The organism is Curtobacterium sp. MCLR17_031 (genome assembly GCF_003234775.2).
In the GTDB taxonomy this organism is placed as follows: Bacteria; Actinomycetota; Actinomycetes; order Actinomycetales; family Microbacteriaceae; genus Curtobacterium; species Curtobacterium flaccumfaciens.
The window spans coordinates 33,094-49,817 of record NZ_CP126270.1 but is presented as its reverse complement, the minus strand read 5'-3'; the positions used below and the strand labels follow the sequence as shown (position 1 = coordinate 49,817).

The window sequence follows — 16,724 nt, the reverse complement described above, 5'->3', positions numbered from 1 at the left end:
CGAGGTTCCACGCACCGTGCGCCACTACAGGCACGCACCACGCGGCCAACCCCGCACCAGCCCACGCACCCCGCACCGTGCCGGTGCCAGCGCGCGCGGAGCCCTACCCCCGCGTGCGCGCCAACCGCCGGTTGAGCGCCCCGTTCAGCAGCGCGACGAGCAGCCCCACCGCGAACACGAGCGTCCCGAAGCACAGCACTTGCGGCGGCATCCCGGCCTTCGCAGCGCCGTAGACGAACAGCGGGAAGGTCACCGCGGGCCCGGCGACGAACGAGGTGATCACGTAGTCGTCGATCGACATGGCGAGCGCCAGCAACCCCGCGGCGAGCATCCCCGGCGCCAGCAGCGGCAGGGTGACGAGCCGGAAGGCCTGGAACGGTGTCGCCCCGAGGTCACCTGCGGCCTCTTCGAGTGCACGCGAGGTCCCCGCGATCCGCGCCCGCAGCACGACCACCACGTAGGCGACGTCGAACGCCACGTGCGTGATGAGCACGGTCAGGAACCCGGTGCCGAGCCCCACCGACAGGAAGAAGGAGAGCGACGCGGAACCGACGACGATCGACGGCGCCGCGATGTCGGCGAACACGACGGTGTTCACGACACCGCGACCCGGGAATCGGTACCGCTCCAGCGCCAGCGCGAGGGGCAACCCGATCGCGACGGAGATGATCGCGGCGAGGAACGCGACGAGCACCGAGGTGACGAACGCCGCCCCGAGCCCGGACACGTTCACCAGGTTCGCGTACCAGTAGGTCGTGAAACCGTTCCAGGCGAACGACAGCCGGTTGGTGGGGGCGTCGTTGAACGAGTACACGATCATGTAGACGATCGGCACCAGGGTGATCGCGATCGTCACCCAGTACACGATGGCGAGCCAGGGCCCACGACGGTTCACCCCGTGACGACGCGGACGGCCGGCGACGGAACCGGTCACGGGCGAGGCCGGAGCTGCGGCGGATCGGGACGGTGCGACGGCGGTCATACGAGGTCCTCGAGGTCGTCGGTGCCGGAGACGCGGGCGTAGATGAACAGGATGATGCCGAGCACGACCATGAGCACGGTCGACAGGGCCGCGGCGACGTTGTACTGCTGGTTGCCGGAGTAGGCGTCCTGGATCGCCTGACCGATCGTGTACGTGTTCGTGCCGCCGAGCAGGGCCGAGTTCACCGGGTCGCCGACGCTGTCGATGAAGACGAGCAGGACCCCGGCGAAGATGCCCGAGCGGGACAGCGGCAGCGTGGTGTGCCAGAACGCCCGGAACTTGCCGGCGTACAGGTCGTTCGCGGCCTCACCGAGTCGTGGGTCGATGCGCTCGAGGGCGGCGTAGATCGGCAGCACCATGAAGGCCAGGTCGTTGTAGGCGTCACCGAAGATCACCGCGCCCCCGGTGCCGAGGATGTGGAAGTCCTTGCCGGCCAGCCCGAGCGCCTGCAGGGTCGTGACGACCGGGCCCTGCGACGCGAGCACGAACGCCCACATGTCGGTCCGGATGATGAACGACACCAGGAAGCTGATGAACACGAGCATGAGCAGCGGGTTCTTCCACCGCGGGGACACCCGGAACGCGATGAAGTACGCCACCGGGTACCCGACGACGATGCAGGCGATCGTGGCGGCGGCGCCGTACCAGAGCGACCGGAGCAGGAACGTCAGGTAGGGCACCTGCGGGTCGACGAACAGCGAGCCGTAGATCCCGAAGTTCCAGGTGAACGTGTAGCCGTCGTCCGGGTTGCCGGTCATGAGCGAGACGATCAGTCCGGACACCAGCGGGATGACGAAGAACACGCAGAGGTACGCGGTGCCGACGAGCGCCAGGAAGAACGGCGTGCTCCGACGGCGTCCCCGGCGCACCGGCGCGGAACCGGACGGACCGGCGGAACCACCGGGACCACCGGGAGCGAGCCCCGGTGCCACCCCGACCGCGCTCACGACTGCACCACCGCGTTGAAGATGCCGTTCCACTCCGAGTACTCGTCGTAGTTCTCGAACACCCGGAACTCGTGCGACTGCTCCAGCACGTCGGCAGAGGGGAACACGAGCGGGCTGTCCGCCACGGTGGCGTCGTCGAGTTCGTCCCGCACGTAGTCCTCGGCCGCGGGCACCGGGCAGACGTAGTTGACCCAGTCCTCGACGATCCCGGCGACCTTCGGCGTGTAGTAGAAGTTCATCCACTCGAGCGCCGACACCGGGTTCTCGGCCTGCCGTGGGATGAGCATGTTGTCGTGCCAGGTCATCTGCCCCTCTTCCGGCGTGACGAACTCCAGGTCGGGGAACCCGGACTGCTGCGCCTGGAAGACGTCGCCCGACCACGCCTGGGTGATCCAGGTGTCGCCGTTCTCCAACCGGTTGATGTAGCTCTGGTCGTAGAAGCCGGTGACGCTCGGCCGCAGTTCGCGCAGCCAGGCTTGGGCCTTCCGCCAGTCGGCAGGGGTCGAGGTCTCCGGGTCGATGCCGAGCGCGAGCAGTCCGAGCGACCCGAGTTCGGTGTTGTCGCTCATCAGCCCGATGCGCCCCTTGAAGGCCGGGTCCTGCAGGTCCTTGAGCGAGGTGATCTTCCGCCCGGTGTACTTCGGGTTGTAGGCGAGCCCGGTGAACCCGGTCTGCCACACGACGGAGTGCTTGTTGCCCGGGTCGTAGATGGGGTCCTTCACGGAGTCCGAGGCGTTCGCGGCGAAGTTCGGCAGCCGCGAGTGGTCGAGTTCGCACACGAACCCGTTCTTGATCATCTGGGTCAGCTCGAACCCGTTCGTCATGACGACGAGGTCGTAGCCGGTCGCACCGTGCGCCCGCAGGATCGGTGAGACGGTCGCGTAGAAGGTCGCGTTGTCCTGGATGACCGCCTGGTAGTCGACCGCGATGCCGGTCTCCTTCTTGAACAGCGCCAGGGACTCGGACTTGCCGTGGTCGGAGTCGATGTACAGCGGCCAGTTCGCGAAGTTCAGGGTGCCGGTCGCCTTCGCGTCCTTCCAGAACGCTGCCCAGTCGACGGTGTCCTCGGCGCCGGCGGCCGCGGAGCCCTTGATGCTGCAACCGGTGAGCAGGGCGGCCAGCGCTGCGGCCCCGCCGCCGGCCAGCAGGCCGCGTCGGCTGACGCGGGCCGACGCCAGCCCGCGCAGCAGGTCCGGACCGGGCACCGCGCCGGTCACGCGAGCGATCCTGCCGTGGCGGGCACGGCCTGGAGGCCCGGGTCGTCCTGGGTGGTGACGGTCGCGTCGGACGCGGGGTGCGCCTCCAGGCCGAAACCGTGGTCGACGCCCCACGTGAGCCAGACCTCGGTGCCGGTCGCGATCCGCGGCCCGCCCTTCGAGTTCTGCGCGAACACCGAGACGCGCCCGGCGCCCGGCACGTCGACCAGGTACTGGGTGCTGACGCCGGAGAACGAGACGTCCACGACCCGACCGGGGCCGAGGATGTTCCGTCCGGCCTCGGGGGTGGGTTCGGCGGTGCGGATCTTGAGCTTCTCGGGCCGGACGCCGACGACGACGCGACCGGTCGTGGCGACGGCTCGGTCGGCCGGAACCGCGATGGAGCCGGCCGCGGTGGCGACGACGAGCAGGCCGGCGTCGGTGCCGCGCACCTCGCCCTCGAGCAGGTTCGACTGGCCGAGGAAGTTCGCGACGAACGCCGTGCGCGGCAGCTCGTACAGGTCCTGCGGGCTGCCCATCTGCTCGATCCGACCGCCGTTCATGACGGCGACGGTGTCCGCCATCGTCATCGCCTCTTCCTGGTCGTGGGTGACGTGCAGGAACGTGAGCCCGACCTCGGCCTGGATCGTCTTCAGCTCGAGCTGCATCTGGTGGCGGAGCTTCAGGTCGAGGGCGCCGAGGGGCTCGTCGAGCAGCAGCAGGGCCGGCCGGTTCACGATCGCGCGGGCCAGGGCGACGCGCTGCTGCATGCCGCCGGAGAGCTGGGCGGGCCGCTTCGACGCCGACCCCTCGAGCTCGACGAGCCGCAGCGCCTCCTTCGCCTTCGCCATCGGGTCCGGGATGCGCCGGCGCTTCAGCCCGAACGCGACGTTGTCGAGCACGCTCATGTGCGGGAAGAGCGCGTAGTTCTGGAACACCGTGTTGACGGGCCGTTGATACGGCTTCGTGTCGGTGACGTCCTGGCCGCCGATGGTGATGGTGCCGCTCGTGGGTTCCTCGAGCCCGGCGACGAGCCGCAGGGTCGTCGTCTTGCCGCAGCCCGACGGACCGAGCAACGCGAAGAACGAGCCGGCGGGCACCGTCAGGTCGAGGCTGTCCACCGCGGTGTGGCCGGGGAAGGACTTCGTGATCTGGTCGAGCCGGAGATCGGCTCCCGATTCGGCGAACGTTCCGGTCATTGCCATGGTGCCTCCAGGGGGTGGTCGGCCTCAGCCGATGTAGGACATGACGTGCTTGATGCGGGTGTAGTCGTCGAAGCCGTACTGGGAGAGGTCCTTGCCGTACCCGCTGTGCTTGAACCCGCCGTGCGGCATCTCGGCGACGATCGGGATGTGCGTGTTGATCCACACGCAGCCGAAGTCCAGGTCGCGGGCGAAGCGCATCGCCCGCGCGTGGTCGGTCGTCCACACCGAGCTGGCCAGGCCGTACTCGACGCCGTTCGCCCACGTCAGGGCCTGCTGTTCCGTCGAGAACCGCTGCACGGTCTGCACCGGGCCGAAGATCTCCTGCTGCACGGCACGGTCGTCCTGGCGCAGACCGGCGACGATCGTGGCCTCGTGGAAGTACCCGCGGTCGCCCTGTCGTGCGCCGCCGAGCTCGATCGTCGCGTGGTCGGGCAGCGTGTCCAGGAACGACTGCACGTGCGCGAGCTGGTTCGCGTTGTTGACGGGGCCGTAGTACGGGGTGTCGGCGCCGGTGGTCGCGGTCTCACGTGCCGAGGCGGCGAGCGCCGCCACGAACTCGTCGTGGATGCCGTCCTGCACGAGCAGCCGGGTGGCGGCGGTGCAGTCCTGTCCGGCGTTGAAGAACCCGGCGGCGACGATCCCGGCCACCGCCGAGGGGATGTCCGCGTCGTCGAACACGACCACGGGTGCCTTGCCGCCGAGCTCCAGGTGGGTGCGCTTGAGGTCACCGGCGGCGGCGCGGGCGACTTCCATGCCGGCACGGACGGAGCCGGTGATGGACACGAGCTGCGGAGTGGGGTGGTCGATCATCGCGGCGCCGGTGGTGCGGTCCCCCACGACGACGTTCAGGACCCCCGGCGGCAGGAACTCGGCGGCGACCTCGGCGAGCAGCAGGGTGGACAGGGGTGTCGTGTCGCTCGGCTTGAGCACGGTGGTGTTCCCCGCGGCGAGCGCCGGCGCGAACTTCCACACCGCCATGTTGAGCGGGTAGTTCCACGGGGTGACCTGGGCGACGACGCCGATGGGCTCGCGCCGGACGAACGAGGTGTGGTCGGCCATGTACTCGCCCGCGCTCCGGCCCTCGAGGTTCCTGGCGGCCCCGGCGAAGAAGCGGATCTGGTCGACGGACAGCAGGATCTCGTCCTCGACCAGGGTGGCGCGGGGCTTCCCGGTGTCGAGCGACTCGAGGTCGGCGAACTCCGACGCCCGCTGCTCCATCGCGTCGGCGATCCGGAACAGGGCGAGCTGCCGTTCGCCGGGGGTGGTGCGGCGCCAGGTCTCGAACGCGGTAGAGGCCGCACCGAAGGCGGCGTCGACGTCGGCGGGGGTGGACACCGGGGACGTGCCGTAGACGTGCTCGTCGGTCGGGTCGACCAGGTCGAACGTGGTGTCGGCGGTCGACTCGACACAGGTACCACCGACGAAGTTCCGCAGGACCCGGGTGTCGGTGTCCGCCGTCGCCGTGCTCTGTGCGTCCAGCATGGCGGTGATCCTGACACGGATTCCGGCGGTGCGGAAGAAGGATCCGGAGGTTGTGGAGAACTGTAACAACGGAAATCGTCGCGAAACACGGAGTTCACAACGGAATCCCTTGCGCACCCCGAACCTCGCTGCCATGCTGTCCGGCATGGCGGCAGCACCACGACGTCCGGGACCGATCGACGACACCTCGAAACGGATCATCGAGCAACTCCAGGCGGACGGGCGTCGCCCGTACGGCGAGATCGGCAAGGCCGTCGGTCTCAGTGAAGCGGCGGTCCGGCAGCGTGTGCAGAAGCTGACCGAGACCGGCGTCATGCAGATCGTCGCGGTCACCGACCCGATGCAACTGGGCTTCCACCGCCAGGCGATGATCGGCATCCGGGTCAGCGGCGACACCCGAACCGTCGCCGATGCCCTGGAACAGCTGCCGGCGGTCGACTACCTCGTGATGACCGCCGGCAGCTTCGACCTGATGGTCGAGGTCGTGTGCGAGGACGACGACGACCTGATCGAACTGCTCAACGGCACCATCCGGGCCATCCCGGGCGTCGCCGGCACCGAGACCTTCGTCTACCTGCAACTCCGCAAACAGCTCTACGACTGGGGAACGCGATGACCATCTCCGAACAGGCCACAGGCCGGACCTCGACGGGCCCGGCCGCCCGCCTCCACTCCTACGACCCGTTCGCACCGGTCGACGACGCCGACCTGCAGCGGAAGTCCCGGGACCACCTGTGGATGCACTTCGCCCGGCACGGTGCGAACCAGGCCGGTGCCGACGTGCCGATCATGGTGCGCGGCGAGGGCCACCACGTCTACGACAGCCACGGCAAGGAGTACATCGACGGGTTGTCCGGCCTGTTCGTCGTCGCCGCGGGGCACGGGCGGAAGCGCCTGGCCGAGATGGCCGCGAAGCAGGCGGAGACGCTGAGCTTCTTCCCGATCTGGTCGTACGCGCACCCCGCGGCGATCGAGCTCGCCGACCGACTGGCCGAGCACGCCCCCGGTGACCTCAACAAGGTCTTCTACTCCACGGGCGGCGGCGAGGCGGTGGAGACGGCGTTCAAGCTCGCGAAGTACTACTGGAAGCTCCAGGGCAAGCCGATGAAGCACAAGGTGATCTCCCGCGCGGTCGCCTACCACGGCACCCCGCAGGGCGCCCTGGCGATCACCGGCATCCCGGCGATGAAGGAGATGTTCGAGCCCCTGACCCCCGGCGGCTTCCGGGTGCCGAACACGAACTCGTACCGCGCCGAGGAGATGGGCTTCCCCGGGGGCACCGAGGAGCAGTTCGGCTTCTGGGCGGCGGAGCGGATCCGCGAGATGATCGAGTTCGAGGGCCCCGACACCGTCGCCGCGGTGTTCCTCGAGCCAGTGCAGAACTCCGGCGGCTGCTTCACCCCGCCGCCCGGGTACTTCCAGCGGGTGCGCGAGATCTGCGACGAGTACGACGTGCTGCTCGTCTCGGACGAGGTCATCTGCGCCTTCGGCCGGATCGGCACGATGTTCGCCTGCGACACCTACGGCTTCGTGCCGGACATGATCACGTGCGCCAAGGCGATGACCTCCGGGTACTCCCCGATCGGCGCGACGATCATCAGCGACCGGCTGTTCGAGCCGTTCTCCAAGGGGGACACGACCTTCTACCACGGCTACACGTTCGGCGGGCACCCCGTGTCGTCCGCAGTCGCGATGGAGAACCTCGACATCTTCGAGGAAGAGGGGCTGCTCGCCAACGTGCAGCAGAACGCCCCGCTCTTCCGCGCCGAGCTCGACACCCTGCTCGACCTGCCGATCGTCGGGGACGTCCGCGGTGACGGCTACTTCTACGGCATCGAGCTCGTCAAGGACAAGGCCACCAAGACGACCTTCGACGACGACGAGTCCGAGCGGCTGCTGCGCGGGTTCCTGTCGAAGGCGTTGTTCGACGCGGGGCTGTACTGCCGGGCCGACGACCGCGGTGACCCCGTCGTGCAGCTCGCACCGCCGCTGACCATCGGGCAGCCGGAGTTCCGCGAGATGACGTCGATCCTGCGGAGCGTCCTGTCCGAGGCCTGGACGAAGATCTGACCGTGGGCGGCTACCGGGGCGTCTCGTTCTGGCTCGACCAGCTCGCGTCCACCGGACGCGACGACCTGACGCCCCGGCCGCCGCTCGACGGCGACACGACAGCCGACGTCGTGATCGTGGGCGGTGGACTGACGGGTCTCTGGACCGCGTGGTACCTGCACCGAGCCGACCCGGGCCTCCAGATCGTCGTCCTGGAACGCGCGATCGCCGGCTTCGGCGCGTCCGGTCGGAACGGCGGCTGGTGCTCGGCGCTGTTCCCGCGGTCCGCCTCCGCGGTCGCCGAGGAGCACGGGCGCGACGCCGCGCTGGCACTGCGGGCCGCCATGCGCGACACCGTCGACGAGGTCGGCCGCGCAGCGGCCGAAGCCGAGGTCGACTGCGACTACGTGAAGGGCGGAACCGTCCTGTACGCACGCTCCGCCGTGCAGGAACGCGCCGCCCACGACGAGGTCGCGTCCTCCGCGACATGGGGCGACGACATGACGTGGCGACCCGCTCGACCGGGTGACGCCGCCGGATCGGCGGGGGTCGCGTGGACCCCGGACTGCGCGCGCGTGCAGCCCGCCGCGTTGGTGCGTGGCCTCGCGGCCGCCCTGGAGGCCCGTGGCGTCCGGATCGCGGAGCACACGCCCGTCTCGTCCTGGGATCGCGGGCGTGTGGTCACGTCGCGTGGCACCGTGACGGCGGGCGCCGTGGTGATCGCGGTCGAGGGGTACGGCGCCCAGCTGGAGCAGACGAAGCGGCGGATCCTGCCGCTGTACTCGCTCATGATCGCGACGGCCCCGCTGCCGGCGTCCGCGTGGGAACGCATCGGACTCGAGCACGGGCAGACGTTCTCCGACTACCGGCACCTGCTCGTGTACGGGCAGCGCACGGCCGACGACCGGTTGGCGTTCGGCGGCCGCGGAGCCCGCTACCACTGGGGATCCTCGATCACGCCCGGGTACGACCGCGTGCCGCGGGTGTTCGAGCACCTGCGGAGGGCCCTGGTCGACCTGTTCCCCGTCGTCGCGGACGCCCCGGTCACCCACACGTGGGGCGGACCGCTCGGGGTGCCGCGGGATTGGTGCGCCTCGGTGACCTGGGACGGCCACGTCGGGAGCGCCGGCGGGTACGTCGGGGACGGTCTGTCGACGACGAACCTGGCCGGACGGACCCTCGCCGACCTCGTGCGCGGGGAGTCGACGGCACTGACCGCACTGCCGTGGGTGAACCACCGATCGCCCGACTGGGAGCCCGAGCCGCTGCGGTTCCTCGGCGCGAACGCGGGACTCGTCGCGACCGACCTGGCCGACCGCGAAGAAGCACTGACCGGGCGGCCGAGTCTGGCGGCCCGGCTGATGGCACCGCTGACCGGAGGACACTGATGGCTGCCGGTCTCGACGCCGACGTCGTGGTCGTCGGTGCGGGGATCGCCGGGCTCGCCGCCGCCCGGGCGCTCGCACTCGGCGGGCAGCGGGTCGTCGTGCTCGAGGCCCGCGACCGGATCGGCGGGCGCACCTGGACGGATTCGTCACTCGGGGTGCCGGTCGACCTCGGTGCCTCGTGGATCCACGGGATCGACGGCAACCCGCTCTGGGCCCTGGCACCCCGGTTCGGCATCGACACCGTCGAGTTCACGGTCGGCAGCTTCCAGTTCGACGGCCGACCGATCGCGTGGCACGACCCGTCCGGCGCCGCACTCTCCGCCGAGGACACGTCGGCGTTCGTCGCGGACCTGCACACCGTCGACGCGGCGCTCGACGCAGTCGTCGCGCACGCTCCCCCGCCCTCGACCTACGCGGCCGCCGTCGACACCGTGCTCCGCTCGCTGCGGTGGCAGGGCGACCGAGCAGCGCGCGTCCGCGAGTACACGGCCCACCGGTCCGAGGACCTCTGCGGCGCACCCGTCACCGTCCTCGACGCGCACGGCCTCGACGAGGAGCACGTCCCCGGTGACGAGGTGGTGTTCCCCGGCGGCTACGCCCAGTACGCCCGTGCGCTGGCCGAGGGTCTCGACGTCCGGCTGTCGTCGGTCGTGCGGGCGGTGACCCAGGCCGGCGACTCCGTGACCGTGGGGCTCGCCGACGGCACCACCGTCGTCGCACCGCAGGTCGTCGTCACCGTGCCGCTCGGGGTGCTGCAGGCCGGCGACGTGGTCTTCGACCCGCCCCTGTCCGCGCCGGTGACCGGAGCGCTCGACCGGCTCGGGATGGGCACCTACGACAAGGTGTTCCTGCGGTTCCCCACACGGTTCTGGGGCGACTCGTGGGTGGTCCGGCAGCAGGGGTCCGCCGGTGTCGACTGGCACTCCTGGTACGACATGTCCCGGGTGACCGGTGCGCCGGTGCTCGCCGCCCTGGTCGGTGGCGCCGGAGCCCGTCGGCTCGAGACCCTGCCGGACGCCATGGTCGTCGACGAGGGGGTGGCGGCGCTGCGGAAGATGTTCGGCCCGTCCGTCCCCCAGCCCGAGGCGTTCCGGATCACCCGGTGGGCCGAGGACCCGTTCTCACGGGGCTCGTACTCGTACCTGCACGTCGGGGCGTCACCCGACGACCACGACCTGCTCGGCACCCCGTCCGGCCGGGTGCAGCTCGCCGGCGAAGCCACGTGGAGCGACGACCCGGCGACGGTGCACGGTGCGCTGCTGTCCGGGCTGCGGGCGGCCGGGCGGTTGCTCGGCACCGAGGTCGAGCCGCTCTCGCTCGCCGACCCGCTGCCCACGGTGTCGGCGCGTGCGACACTCGCTCCGTGACACCGACGAGGACCCGACCGCGACACGAACACCGGGCACCGGTCGCCGTCGCGGTCCTGGTGAACCTGGCGCTGAGCCTGTTCCTGCCGGACGAGGTGCTGTTCTTCCCGTCGTGGGTGGTGCCCGTCCTGGGCGTCCTGCTGCTCACGCCACTCATCGTCTTCAACCCGCGGCGTCTGACGCGCGAGACCACCTGGTCCCGGTGGCTGTCGTTCGCACTGGCGGCCCTGCTCACCGTCGCCAGTCAGCTCACCGTCATCCGGACCATCACCGAGCTGCTCGGCGGGCACGCGGACGGTGCGGCCGTGCTGCTCACCGCGCTGCAGGTCTGGGTGAGCACGATCATCGTGTTTGGGCTCGTCTACTGGGAGCTCGACCGCGGGGGTCCGGTGGCACGGCGGCGCCCCGAACTGTGGTCGACGGCCGAGGCGGACTTCCAGTTCCCGCAGGAGACCGACCCGAAGACCGCGGACTGGCGGCCGGTCTACCTCGACTACCTCTACGTGGCGATGACGAACATGATGGCGTTCAGCCCGACGGACACGATGCCGATGACCGTCCGGGCGAAGATGATCATGGCCTACCAGGCGCTCAGCGGGTTCATCCTGCTGGCGCTGGTCATCTCGCGCGCGGTCAACATCATCAGCTGACCCACCCGACGGGCACCCCGCGCGAGATGCGCGGGGTGCCCTGGGGCTCAGCCTTTGCGCCACAGCTCGACCAGGAACCGGGCCACGGTCACGAGCAAGCTCGCGATCCCCAGCCACGGCACCGGACGGCCGCGACGCGGTTCGGTGTCGTTCGACATCGGACCACCTTCGTGTCAGCGCCGGCGGACACGAGAAGTGAAGGCCGAGGGATGCAACTCGCTCGACGAGCGCGTTACACTGGCTCCGAGTTTCAGGCTCGGGACCCAGTTCGTCCCTCGTTCTCCACTCGGAGGACAAATCGAAGCCCACCACTGTTGCTGCAGTGGTGGGCTTCTTCTCTGCCCGGGCCCACGTCCCGGCGACGACAGGAACCCGGAACCAGCATACTGATATCCGACAGCCGCGCCGGGGTCTTGCTTCAATTGACCAAGTGATCAACAATGGCGCATGGACGTCGTCACCGCACCCTCGCTCCCGTCGCCGCTGCACGCCGACACCGGCGCACCCCGCCGATCGCTCCGCGTCGCCCTGGTGCAGATGCGGTGGCTCCCCGACCCGGACGAGCACCTGGCCCAGCTCGCCGACGGCATCGCAACCGCCGCAGCGAACGGAGCCACCGCGGTGTTCCTGCCCGAACTCACGCTGCGCCGCTACCCGGGTGACACCCCGGCGAGCGGGACCCCGAAGGACCTCGCCGAGTCGCTGCAGAACGGTCCGACCGTCACCTTCGCGCGTGCCCAGGCGATCGAGCACGGGGTGTTCGTGCACGCGTCGCTGTACGAGCGGCCGGACGTCGACGACCAACCCGACGACCCCCGCGGCTACAACACCGCCGTCCTCGTCGCCCCCGACGGCTCCCTGGTCGGCCAGACCCGGAAGACCCACATCCCGATCAGCGCCGGCTACCACGAGGACACGTACTTCCGCCCGGGGACCGACGACGACGCCTTCCCGGTGTACGAGCCCGCTGGACTCGACGCGCGCCTCGGACTGCCGACGTGCTGGGACGAGTGGTTCCCCGAGGTGGCCCGGTCCTACGGCCTCGCCGGGTCCGAGGTGCTCGTGTACCCGACGGCCATCGGCTCCGAACCGACCTTCCCCGACTTCGACACCGCGCCGATCTGGCAGCGGGTGATCGTGGCGAACGGCATCACCGCCGGACAGTTCATGGTGGTGCCGAACCGGTGGGGCGACGAGGGCGACATCACGTTCTACGGCTCGTCGTTCATCTCAGACCCGTTCGGCCGCGTGCTCGTCGAGGCTCCCCGTGACGCGAGCGTGGTGCTCGTCGCCGACCTCGACCTCGACGCCCGGACGGAGTGGCTCCGGCTGTTCCCCTTCTACGTGACCCGGCGCCCCGACCTGTACGCCGGACTCGTCGAACCCGTCGACGAGGAACGCCACGCCTACGGCGCACGCGACGCGATCGCCGCAGCCCTGGCCGTGGAACCGGCCACCACCGGGCGCGAGGCGAGCGCATGACGTGGGTGATGCCTCCCGAGACGGCTCCGCAGGAACGCACCTGGATGGCGTTCCCGCGCCCCGGCCTGACGCTCGGCGACGACGCGGCGAGCGCCGACGCCGCGCGTCTGGCGTGGGCGACCACGGCCAACACGATCAGCGAGCACCAGCCGGTGACCGTCGTCGTGGACCCGGTCGCACGGGCGGATGCCGGTCGCCTGCTGTCGTCCGGCGTGGACGTGCTCGAGGCGCCCCTCGACGACTTCTGGATGCGCGACACCGGGCCGACGTTCGTCGTCGACGACGTGACCGGTGCGCTCGGCGCCGTCGACTGGGTCTTCAACGGCTGGGGCGCGAACTCCTGGTCGACGTGGACCCGTGACGCCGCGGTCGCCGCCACGGTCGCCGGTGCTGCGGGAGCCACGCGGATCCCGTCGTTGCTCGTCAACGAAGGCGGGGCGATCCACGTCGACGGTGCCGGCACCGTGCTCGTGACGGAGACGGTGCAGCTCGACCCGCGCCGGAACCCGTACGCCGACCGGGAACGCGTCGAGCTGGAGCTGGCGCGCACGATCGGCGCCACGCGGGTGGTCTGGCTGCCCCGTGGTCTGACGCGCGACTACGACGGCTTCGGCACCCGGGGCCACGTCGACATGGTGGCCACCTTCGTCGATCCGGGCACGGTCCTGCTGCACGCCCAGCCGGATGCCGGCCACCCGGACCACCTGGTGATGCCCCAGATCCGGCGAGCGCTCGAGCAGGCGACCGACGCGACGATCATCGAGTTGCCGGCCCCCTCGACGCTGTCGGACGACGGTGGACCGGTGGACTGGAACTACGTGAACCACGTCGTGGTGAACGGCGCCGTGATCGCCTGCGCGTTCGGCGACCCGGTCGCTGACGACCGTGCCAGGGGCATCCTCGCCGAGGCGTACCCGGGCCGACGGGTCCGCTCGATCGACGCGCGACAGGTGTTCGTGCGCGGCGGCGGGCTGCACTGCATCACGCAGCAGCAACCGGTGGCCTGAACCACTGCCGCGGTGTACAGCGGGCCCCGATGACCTGTACACCGCGGCCGGTCCGCCCACTGCCGACCCGTCGGTATGGTGCTCCGAACTGATCCGGGCGACGCTGCCCGGCCCCGAAGAGCAGGGAAGTCACATGGCATCACCGATCGCGGTCACCGCGCCGGCAGCACCGGTGCGCGGCGGGTCGCTGAAGCGGAGCCTCGGGCTCTGGGCGATCGTCGGACTCGGCCTCGGCTACATGACCCCGACGGTCGTGTTCGACACCTTCGGCATCGTCTCCGGGCAGACCGACGGCGCGGTGCCGAGCGCGTACCTCATCGCCCTGGTCATCATGGCGCTCACCGCGATCAGCTACGGGAAGATGGTGCGCGTCTACCCCGCCGCCGGTTCGGCGTACACGTACGTCCGGGAGTCGATGCACCCGAACCTCGGCTTCATGGTGGGCTGGGCGTCACTGCTCGACTACCTGCTGCTGCCGATGGTGAACGCACTGATCATCCGGCTCTACCTGGAGCAGGTGTTCCCGGGGCTGCCGCCGTGGGTGACCGTCGTCGTCTACTCGGTCTTCGTGACGACGGTGATCTGCCTGTCGATGCGTGGCACGTCGAACCTCAACATGGTGCTGCTCATCGGTGCGGTCCTGGCGATGATCGCGTTCGTGGTCTTCACCGTGATCGAGCTCACCCACGGTGCCGGTGCGGGCACGATCGTCAGCGCCGAACCCTTCGTGCACGACGGCGTGACGATGTCGGCCCTGCTCACCGGGGCGACGGTGGTGTGCTTCTCGTTCATCGGCTTCGACGCCGTGACGATGTACACGGAAGAGGCGAAGTCGATCCGCATCATGCCGAAGGCGATCATGCTGACCGTCCTGCTCGGCGGCGCGATCTTCCTGGTCTCCGCCTACTTCGCCCAGCTCCGCTTCCCCACCAACGCACCGTTCGGCGAGTTCACCGACGACCCGCTCCCCCAGATCGGCCTGCTCGTCGGCGGTCCGGTGTTCCAGGCGGTCCTCGTGTCGGCCGGGTTCGTCGCCGCACTCGCCTCGGGTCTCGCGTCGCACGCCAGCGTCGCCCGCATGCTCATGGTGATGGGCCGGAACAACGTGCTGCCGAAGCGGGTCTTCGGCTACGTGCACCCCCGCACGCACACCCCGGTGTTCAACGTCGTCTTCGTCGGCGCGGTCACCCTGCTGGCGATGAGCTTCTCGCTCGACACGATCGCGGCCTACATCAACTTCGGCGCGCTCATCGCGTTCACCTTCGTCAACGCCACCGTGATCGTGCACTTCGCGATCCGGAACGGGCGTCGGCACACGGCGGGCGACCGCTGGCGCTACATCGTGCTGCCGGGGGTCGCGATGCTCCTGACCGGGGTGCTCTGGTCACAGCTCCATGCCGACGCCCTGATCGCAGGAGGAGTGTGGGCGGCGATCGGGTTCGTCTACCTGCTCGTCATCACGAAGGGCTTCCGGGTCGCACCGAAGGGCTTCGACGAGAACCAGCCCGTCACCGGTGTGAACAAGCAGCTGACCGACCAGGCCTGACCGGCCACCACGAGAGGACGCCATGTACGCCGTCACCGACCCCACCACGGGCACGACCCTCGAGACCTACCCGACCATCACCGACGCCGAGCTGCACGACGCCGTCGCAGCCGCCGACCACACCCACACCGAGTGGTCTCGGGCGACGACGGTCGCCGACCGTGCGGCCCTGCTCCACCGGGTCGCGGACCTGTACCGGGAGCGGCACGCCGAACTCGCCGCCACGATCGTGCGCGAGATGGCGAAGCCGATCGACCAGGCCGAGGGCGAGGTCGACTTCTGCGCCGACATCTACGACTACTACGCGGACCACGCCGAGGCGTTCCTGGCGGACCAGCCGATCACCCTGGCGGACGGGTCCGAGGGGTCCGCGTTCATCCGCAAGGCCTCCATCGGCGTCGTGCTCGGCATCATGCCGTGGAACTTCCCCGCCTACCAGATCGCCCGGTTCGCCGGACCGAACCTGGTCATCGGCAACACCGTCCTGCTCAAGCACGCACCGCAGTGCCCGGAGTCCGCCCTGGCCATCGAGCGGATCTTCCACGACGCCGGATTCCCGGCCGGGGCCTACACGAACGTGTTCGCGACGAACGACCAGGTCGCCGACGTCATCGCCGACCCCCGCGTGCAGGGCGTCTCACTCACGGGTTCGGCGCGCGCCGGTGCCGCGGTCGCCGAGATCGCCGGCCGGAACCTGACGAAGGTGGTGCTCGAACTCGGCGGCTCCGACCCCTTCATCGTGCTGTCCACCAACGACCTGGACGCCGTCGTCGAGTCCGCCGTCACCACCCGGCTCGAGGGCAACGGCCAGGTCTGCAACGCCCCGAAGCGCTTCCTGGTGGTCGACGGCCTGTACGACGACTTCCTGGCGAAGTTCACCGCGGCGATGTCGGCGGTCGAACCGACGGACCCGAGCGTGCCCGGTGCCGAACTCGGTCCGTTGTCGTCCCCGGCCGCGGCCGACCGGCTCCAGGAACAGCTCGCTGGCGCCGTCGAGCAGGGTGCGACCGTCGTCACGGGCGGCGACCGCCAGGGCAACGCCTTCCTGCCGACGATCCTGACCGACGTCACGCCGGACAACGACGCCTACCGCGAGGAGTTCTTCGGCCCCGTCGCCGCCGTGTACCGCGTCGCCGACGAGGACGCCGCGATCGCCCTGGCGAACGACACCCCGTACGGCCTCGGCTCGTACCTGTTCACCACCGACGCCGACCAGGCACTCCGGGTCGCCGATCGGATCGAGGCCGGCATGGTCTACGTGAACATCGTCGGCGCGGACAGCCCGGAGCTGCCGTTCGGTGGCGTCAAGGGCAGCGGCTTCGGCCGCGAGCTCGGCCCCCTGGGGGCCGACGAGTTCGTGAACAAGAAGCTGATCCGCATCGGCTGACCGACGCGGAGACGCCGGTGTCTGCGCAAGACGCCG

Annotated in this window: 14 protein-coding genes; 9 read left to right on the top strand and 5 right to left on the bottom strand. The window is 70.1% G+C overall.

Annotated elements, in window-relative coordinates:
- Positions 1-103: 103 nt before the first annotated feature.
- From DEI96_RS00225 to DEI96_RS00205, 5 genes are read right to left on the bottom strand one after another with little or no spacing between them, the layout of a single operon-like run.
- The gene (locus DEI96_RS00225) at positions 104-982 is read right to left on the bottom strand and encodes an ABC transporter permease (RefSeq protein ID WP_027466954.1); all 879 of its coding nucleotides are present in this window, start codon (positions 980-982) and stop codon (positions 104-106) included.
- Positions 979-1,929, bottom strand: coding sequence for an ABC transporter permease (locus DEI96_RS00220; RefSeq protein WP_111022476.1), 951 nt, complete (start codon positions 1,927-1,929; stop codon positions 979-981). Before DEI96_RS00220 ends, DEI96_RS00225 begins: the two co-directional genes overlap by 4 nt.
- Positions 1,926-3,146: an ABC transporter substrate-binding protein gene (locus tag DEI96_RS00215; protein WP_220039104.1), complete on the bottom strand. Its 1,221-nt coding sequence runs from the start codon at positions 3,144-3,146 to the stop codon at positions 1,926-1,928. Before DEI96_RS00215 ends, DEI96_RS00220 begins: the two co-directional genes overlap by 4 nt.
- Positions 3,143-4,324, bottom strand: coding sequence for an ABC transporter ATP-binding protein (locus DEI96_RS00210; RefSeq protein ID WP_375342440.1), 1,182 nt, complete (start codon positions 4,322-4,324; stop codon positions 3,143-3,145). The genes DEI96_RS00215 and DEI96_RS00210 overlap by 4 nt, the downstream gene beginning before the upstream one ends.
- 30 nt (positions 4,325-4,354) lie before the next feature.
- Complete coding sequence (locus DEI96_RS00205) at positions 4,355-5,812, bottom strand: gamma-aminobutyraldehyde dehydrogenase (RefSeq protein WP_111022478.1); 1,458 nt, start codon at positions 5,810-5,812, stop codon at positions 4,355-4,357.
- A gap of 133 nt (positions 5,813-5,945) precedes the next feature.
- On the opposite strand from DEI96_RS00205, the gene DEI96_RS00200 reads away from it, so the two are divergent.
- The 9 genes from DEI96_RS00200 to DEI96_RS00160 all read left to right on the top strand — a co-directional run bounded on the left by DEI96_RS00200 (position 5,946) and on the right by DEI96_RS00160 (position 16,688).
- On the top strand, positions 5,946-6,428 hold the full coding sequence (locus DEI96_RS00200) for an Lrp/AsnC family transcriptional regulator (protein ID WP_035809531.1): 483 nt from the start codon (positions 5,946-5,948) through the stop codon (positions 6,426-6,428).
- Complete coding sequence (locus DEI96_RS00195; RefSeq protein ID WP_111022479.1) at positions 6,425-7,882, top strand: aspartate aminotransferase family protein; 1,458 nt, start codon at positions 6,425-6,427, stop codon at positions 7,880-7,882. Before DEI96_RS00200 ends, DEI96_RS00195 begins: the two co-directional genes overlap by 4 nt.
- 2 nt (positions 7,883-7,884) lie before the next feature.
- On the top strand, positions 7,885-9,249 hold the full coding sequence (locus DEI96_RS00190; RefSeq protein WP_111022480.1) for an NAD(P)/FAD-dependent oxidoreductase: 1,365 nt from the start codon (positions 7,885-7,887) through the stop codon (positions 9,247-9,249).
- Complete coding sequence (locus DEI96_RS00185; protein WP_111022481.1) at positions 9,249-10,616, top strand: flavin monoamine oxidase family protein; 1,368 nt, start codon at positions 9,249-9,251, stop codon at positions 10,614-10,616. The genes DEI96_RS00190 and DEI96_RS00185 overlap by 1 nt, the downstream gene beginning before the upstream one ends.
- Positions 10,613-11,266 (top strand): DUF1345 domain-containing protein, encoded by a 654-nt coding sequence (locus DEI96_RS00180; protein ID WP_071404403.1) that lies wholly within the window; start codon positions 10,613-10,615, stop codon positions 11,264-11,266. Before DEI96_RS00185 ends, DEI96_RS00180 begins: the two co-directional genes overlap by 4 nt.
- 447 nt (positions 11,267-11,713) lie before the next feature.
- Positions 11,714-12,748 (top strand): nitrilase-related carbon-nitrogen hydrolase, encoded by a 1,035-nt coding sequence (locus DEI96_RS00175; RefSeq protein ID WP_111022482.1) that lies wholly within the window; start codon positions 11,714-11,716, stop codon positions 12,746-12,748.
- On the top strand, positions 12,745-13,755 hold the full coding sequence (locus DEI96_RS00170; protein ID WP_111022483.1) for an agmatine deiminase family protein: 1,011 nt from the start codon (positions 12,745-12,747) through the stop codon (positions 13,753-13,755). Before DEI96_RS00175 ends, DEI96_RS00170 begins: the two co-directional genes overlap by 4 nt.
- A gap of 133 nt (positions 13,756-13,888) precedes the next feature.
- Positions 13,889-15,301, top strand: a complete 1,413-nt coding sequence (locus DEI96_RS00165) for an APC family permease (protein WP_111022484.1) — start codon at positions 13,889-13,891, stop codon at positions 15,299-15,301.
- Between the two features lie 22 nt (positions 15,302-15,323).
- On the top strand, positions 15,324-16,688 hold the full coding sequence (locus tag DEI96_RS00160; protein ID WP_111022485.1) for an NAD-dependent succinate-semialdehyde dehydrogenase: 1,365 nt from the start codon (positions 15,324-15,326) through the stop codon (positions 16,686-16,688).
- Positions 16,689-16,724 lie beyond the last annotated feature (36 nt).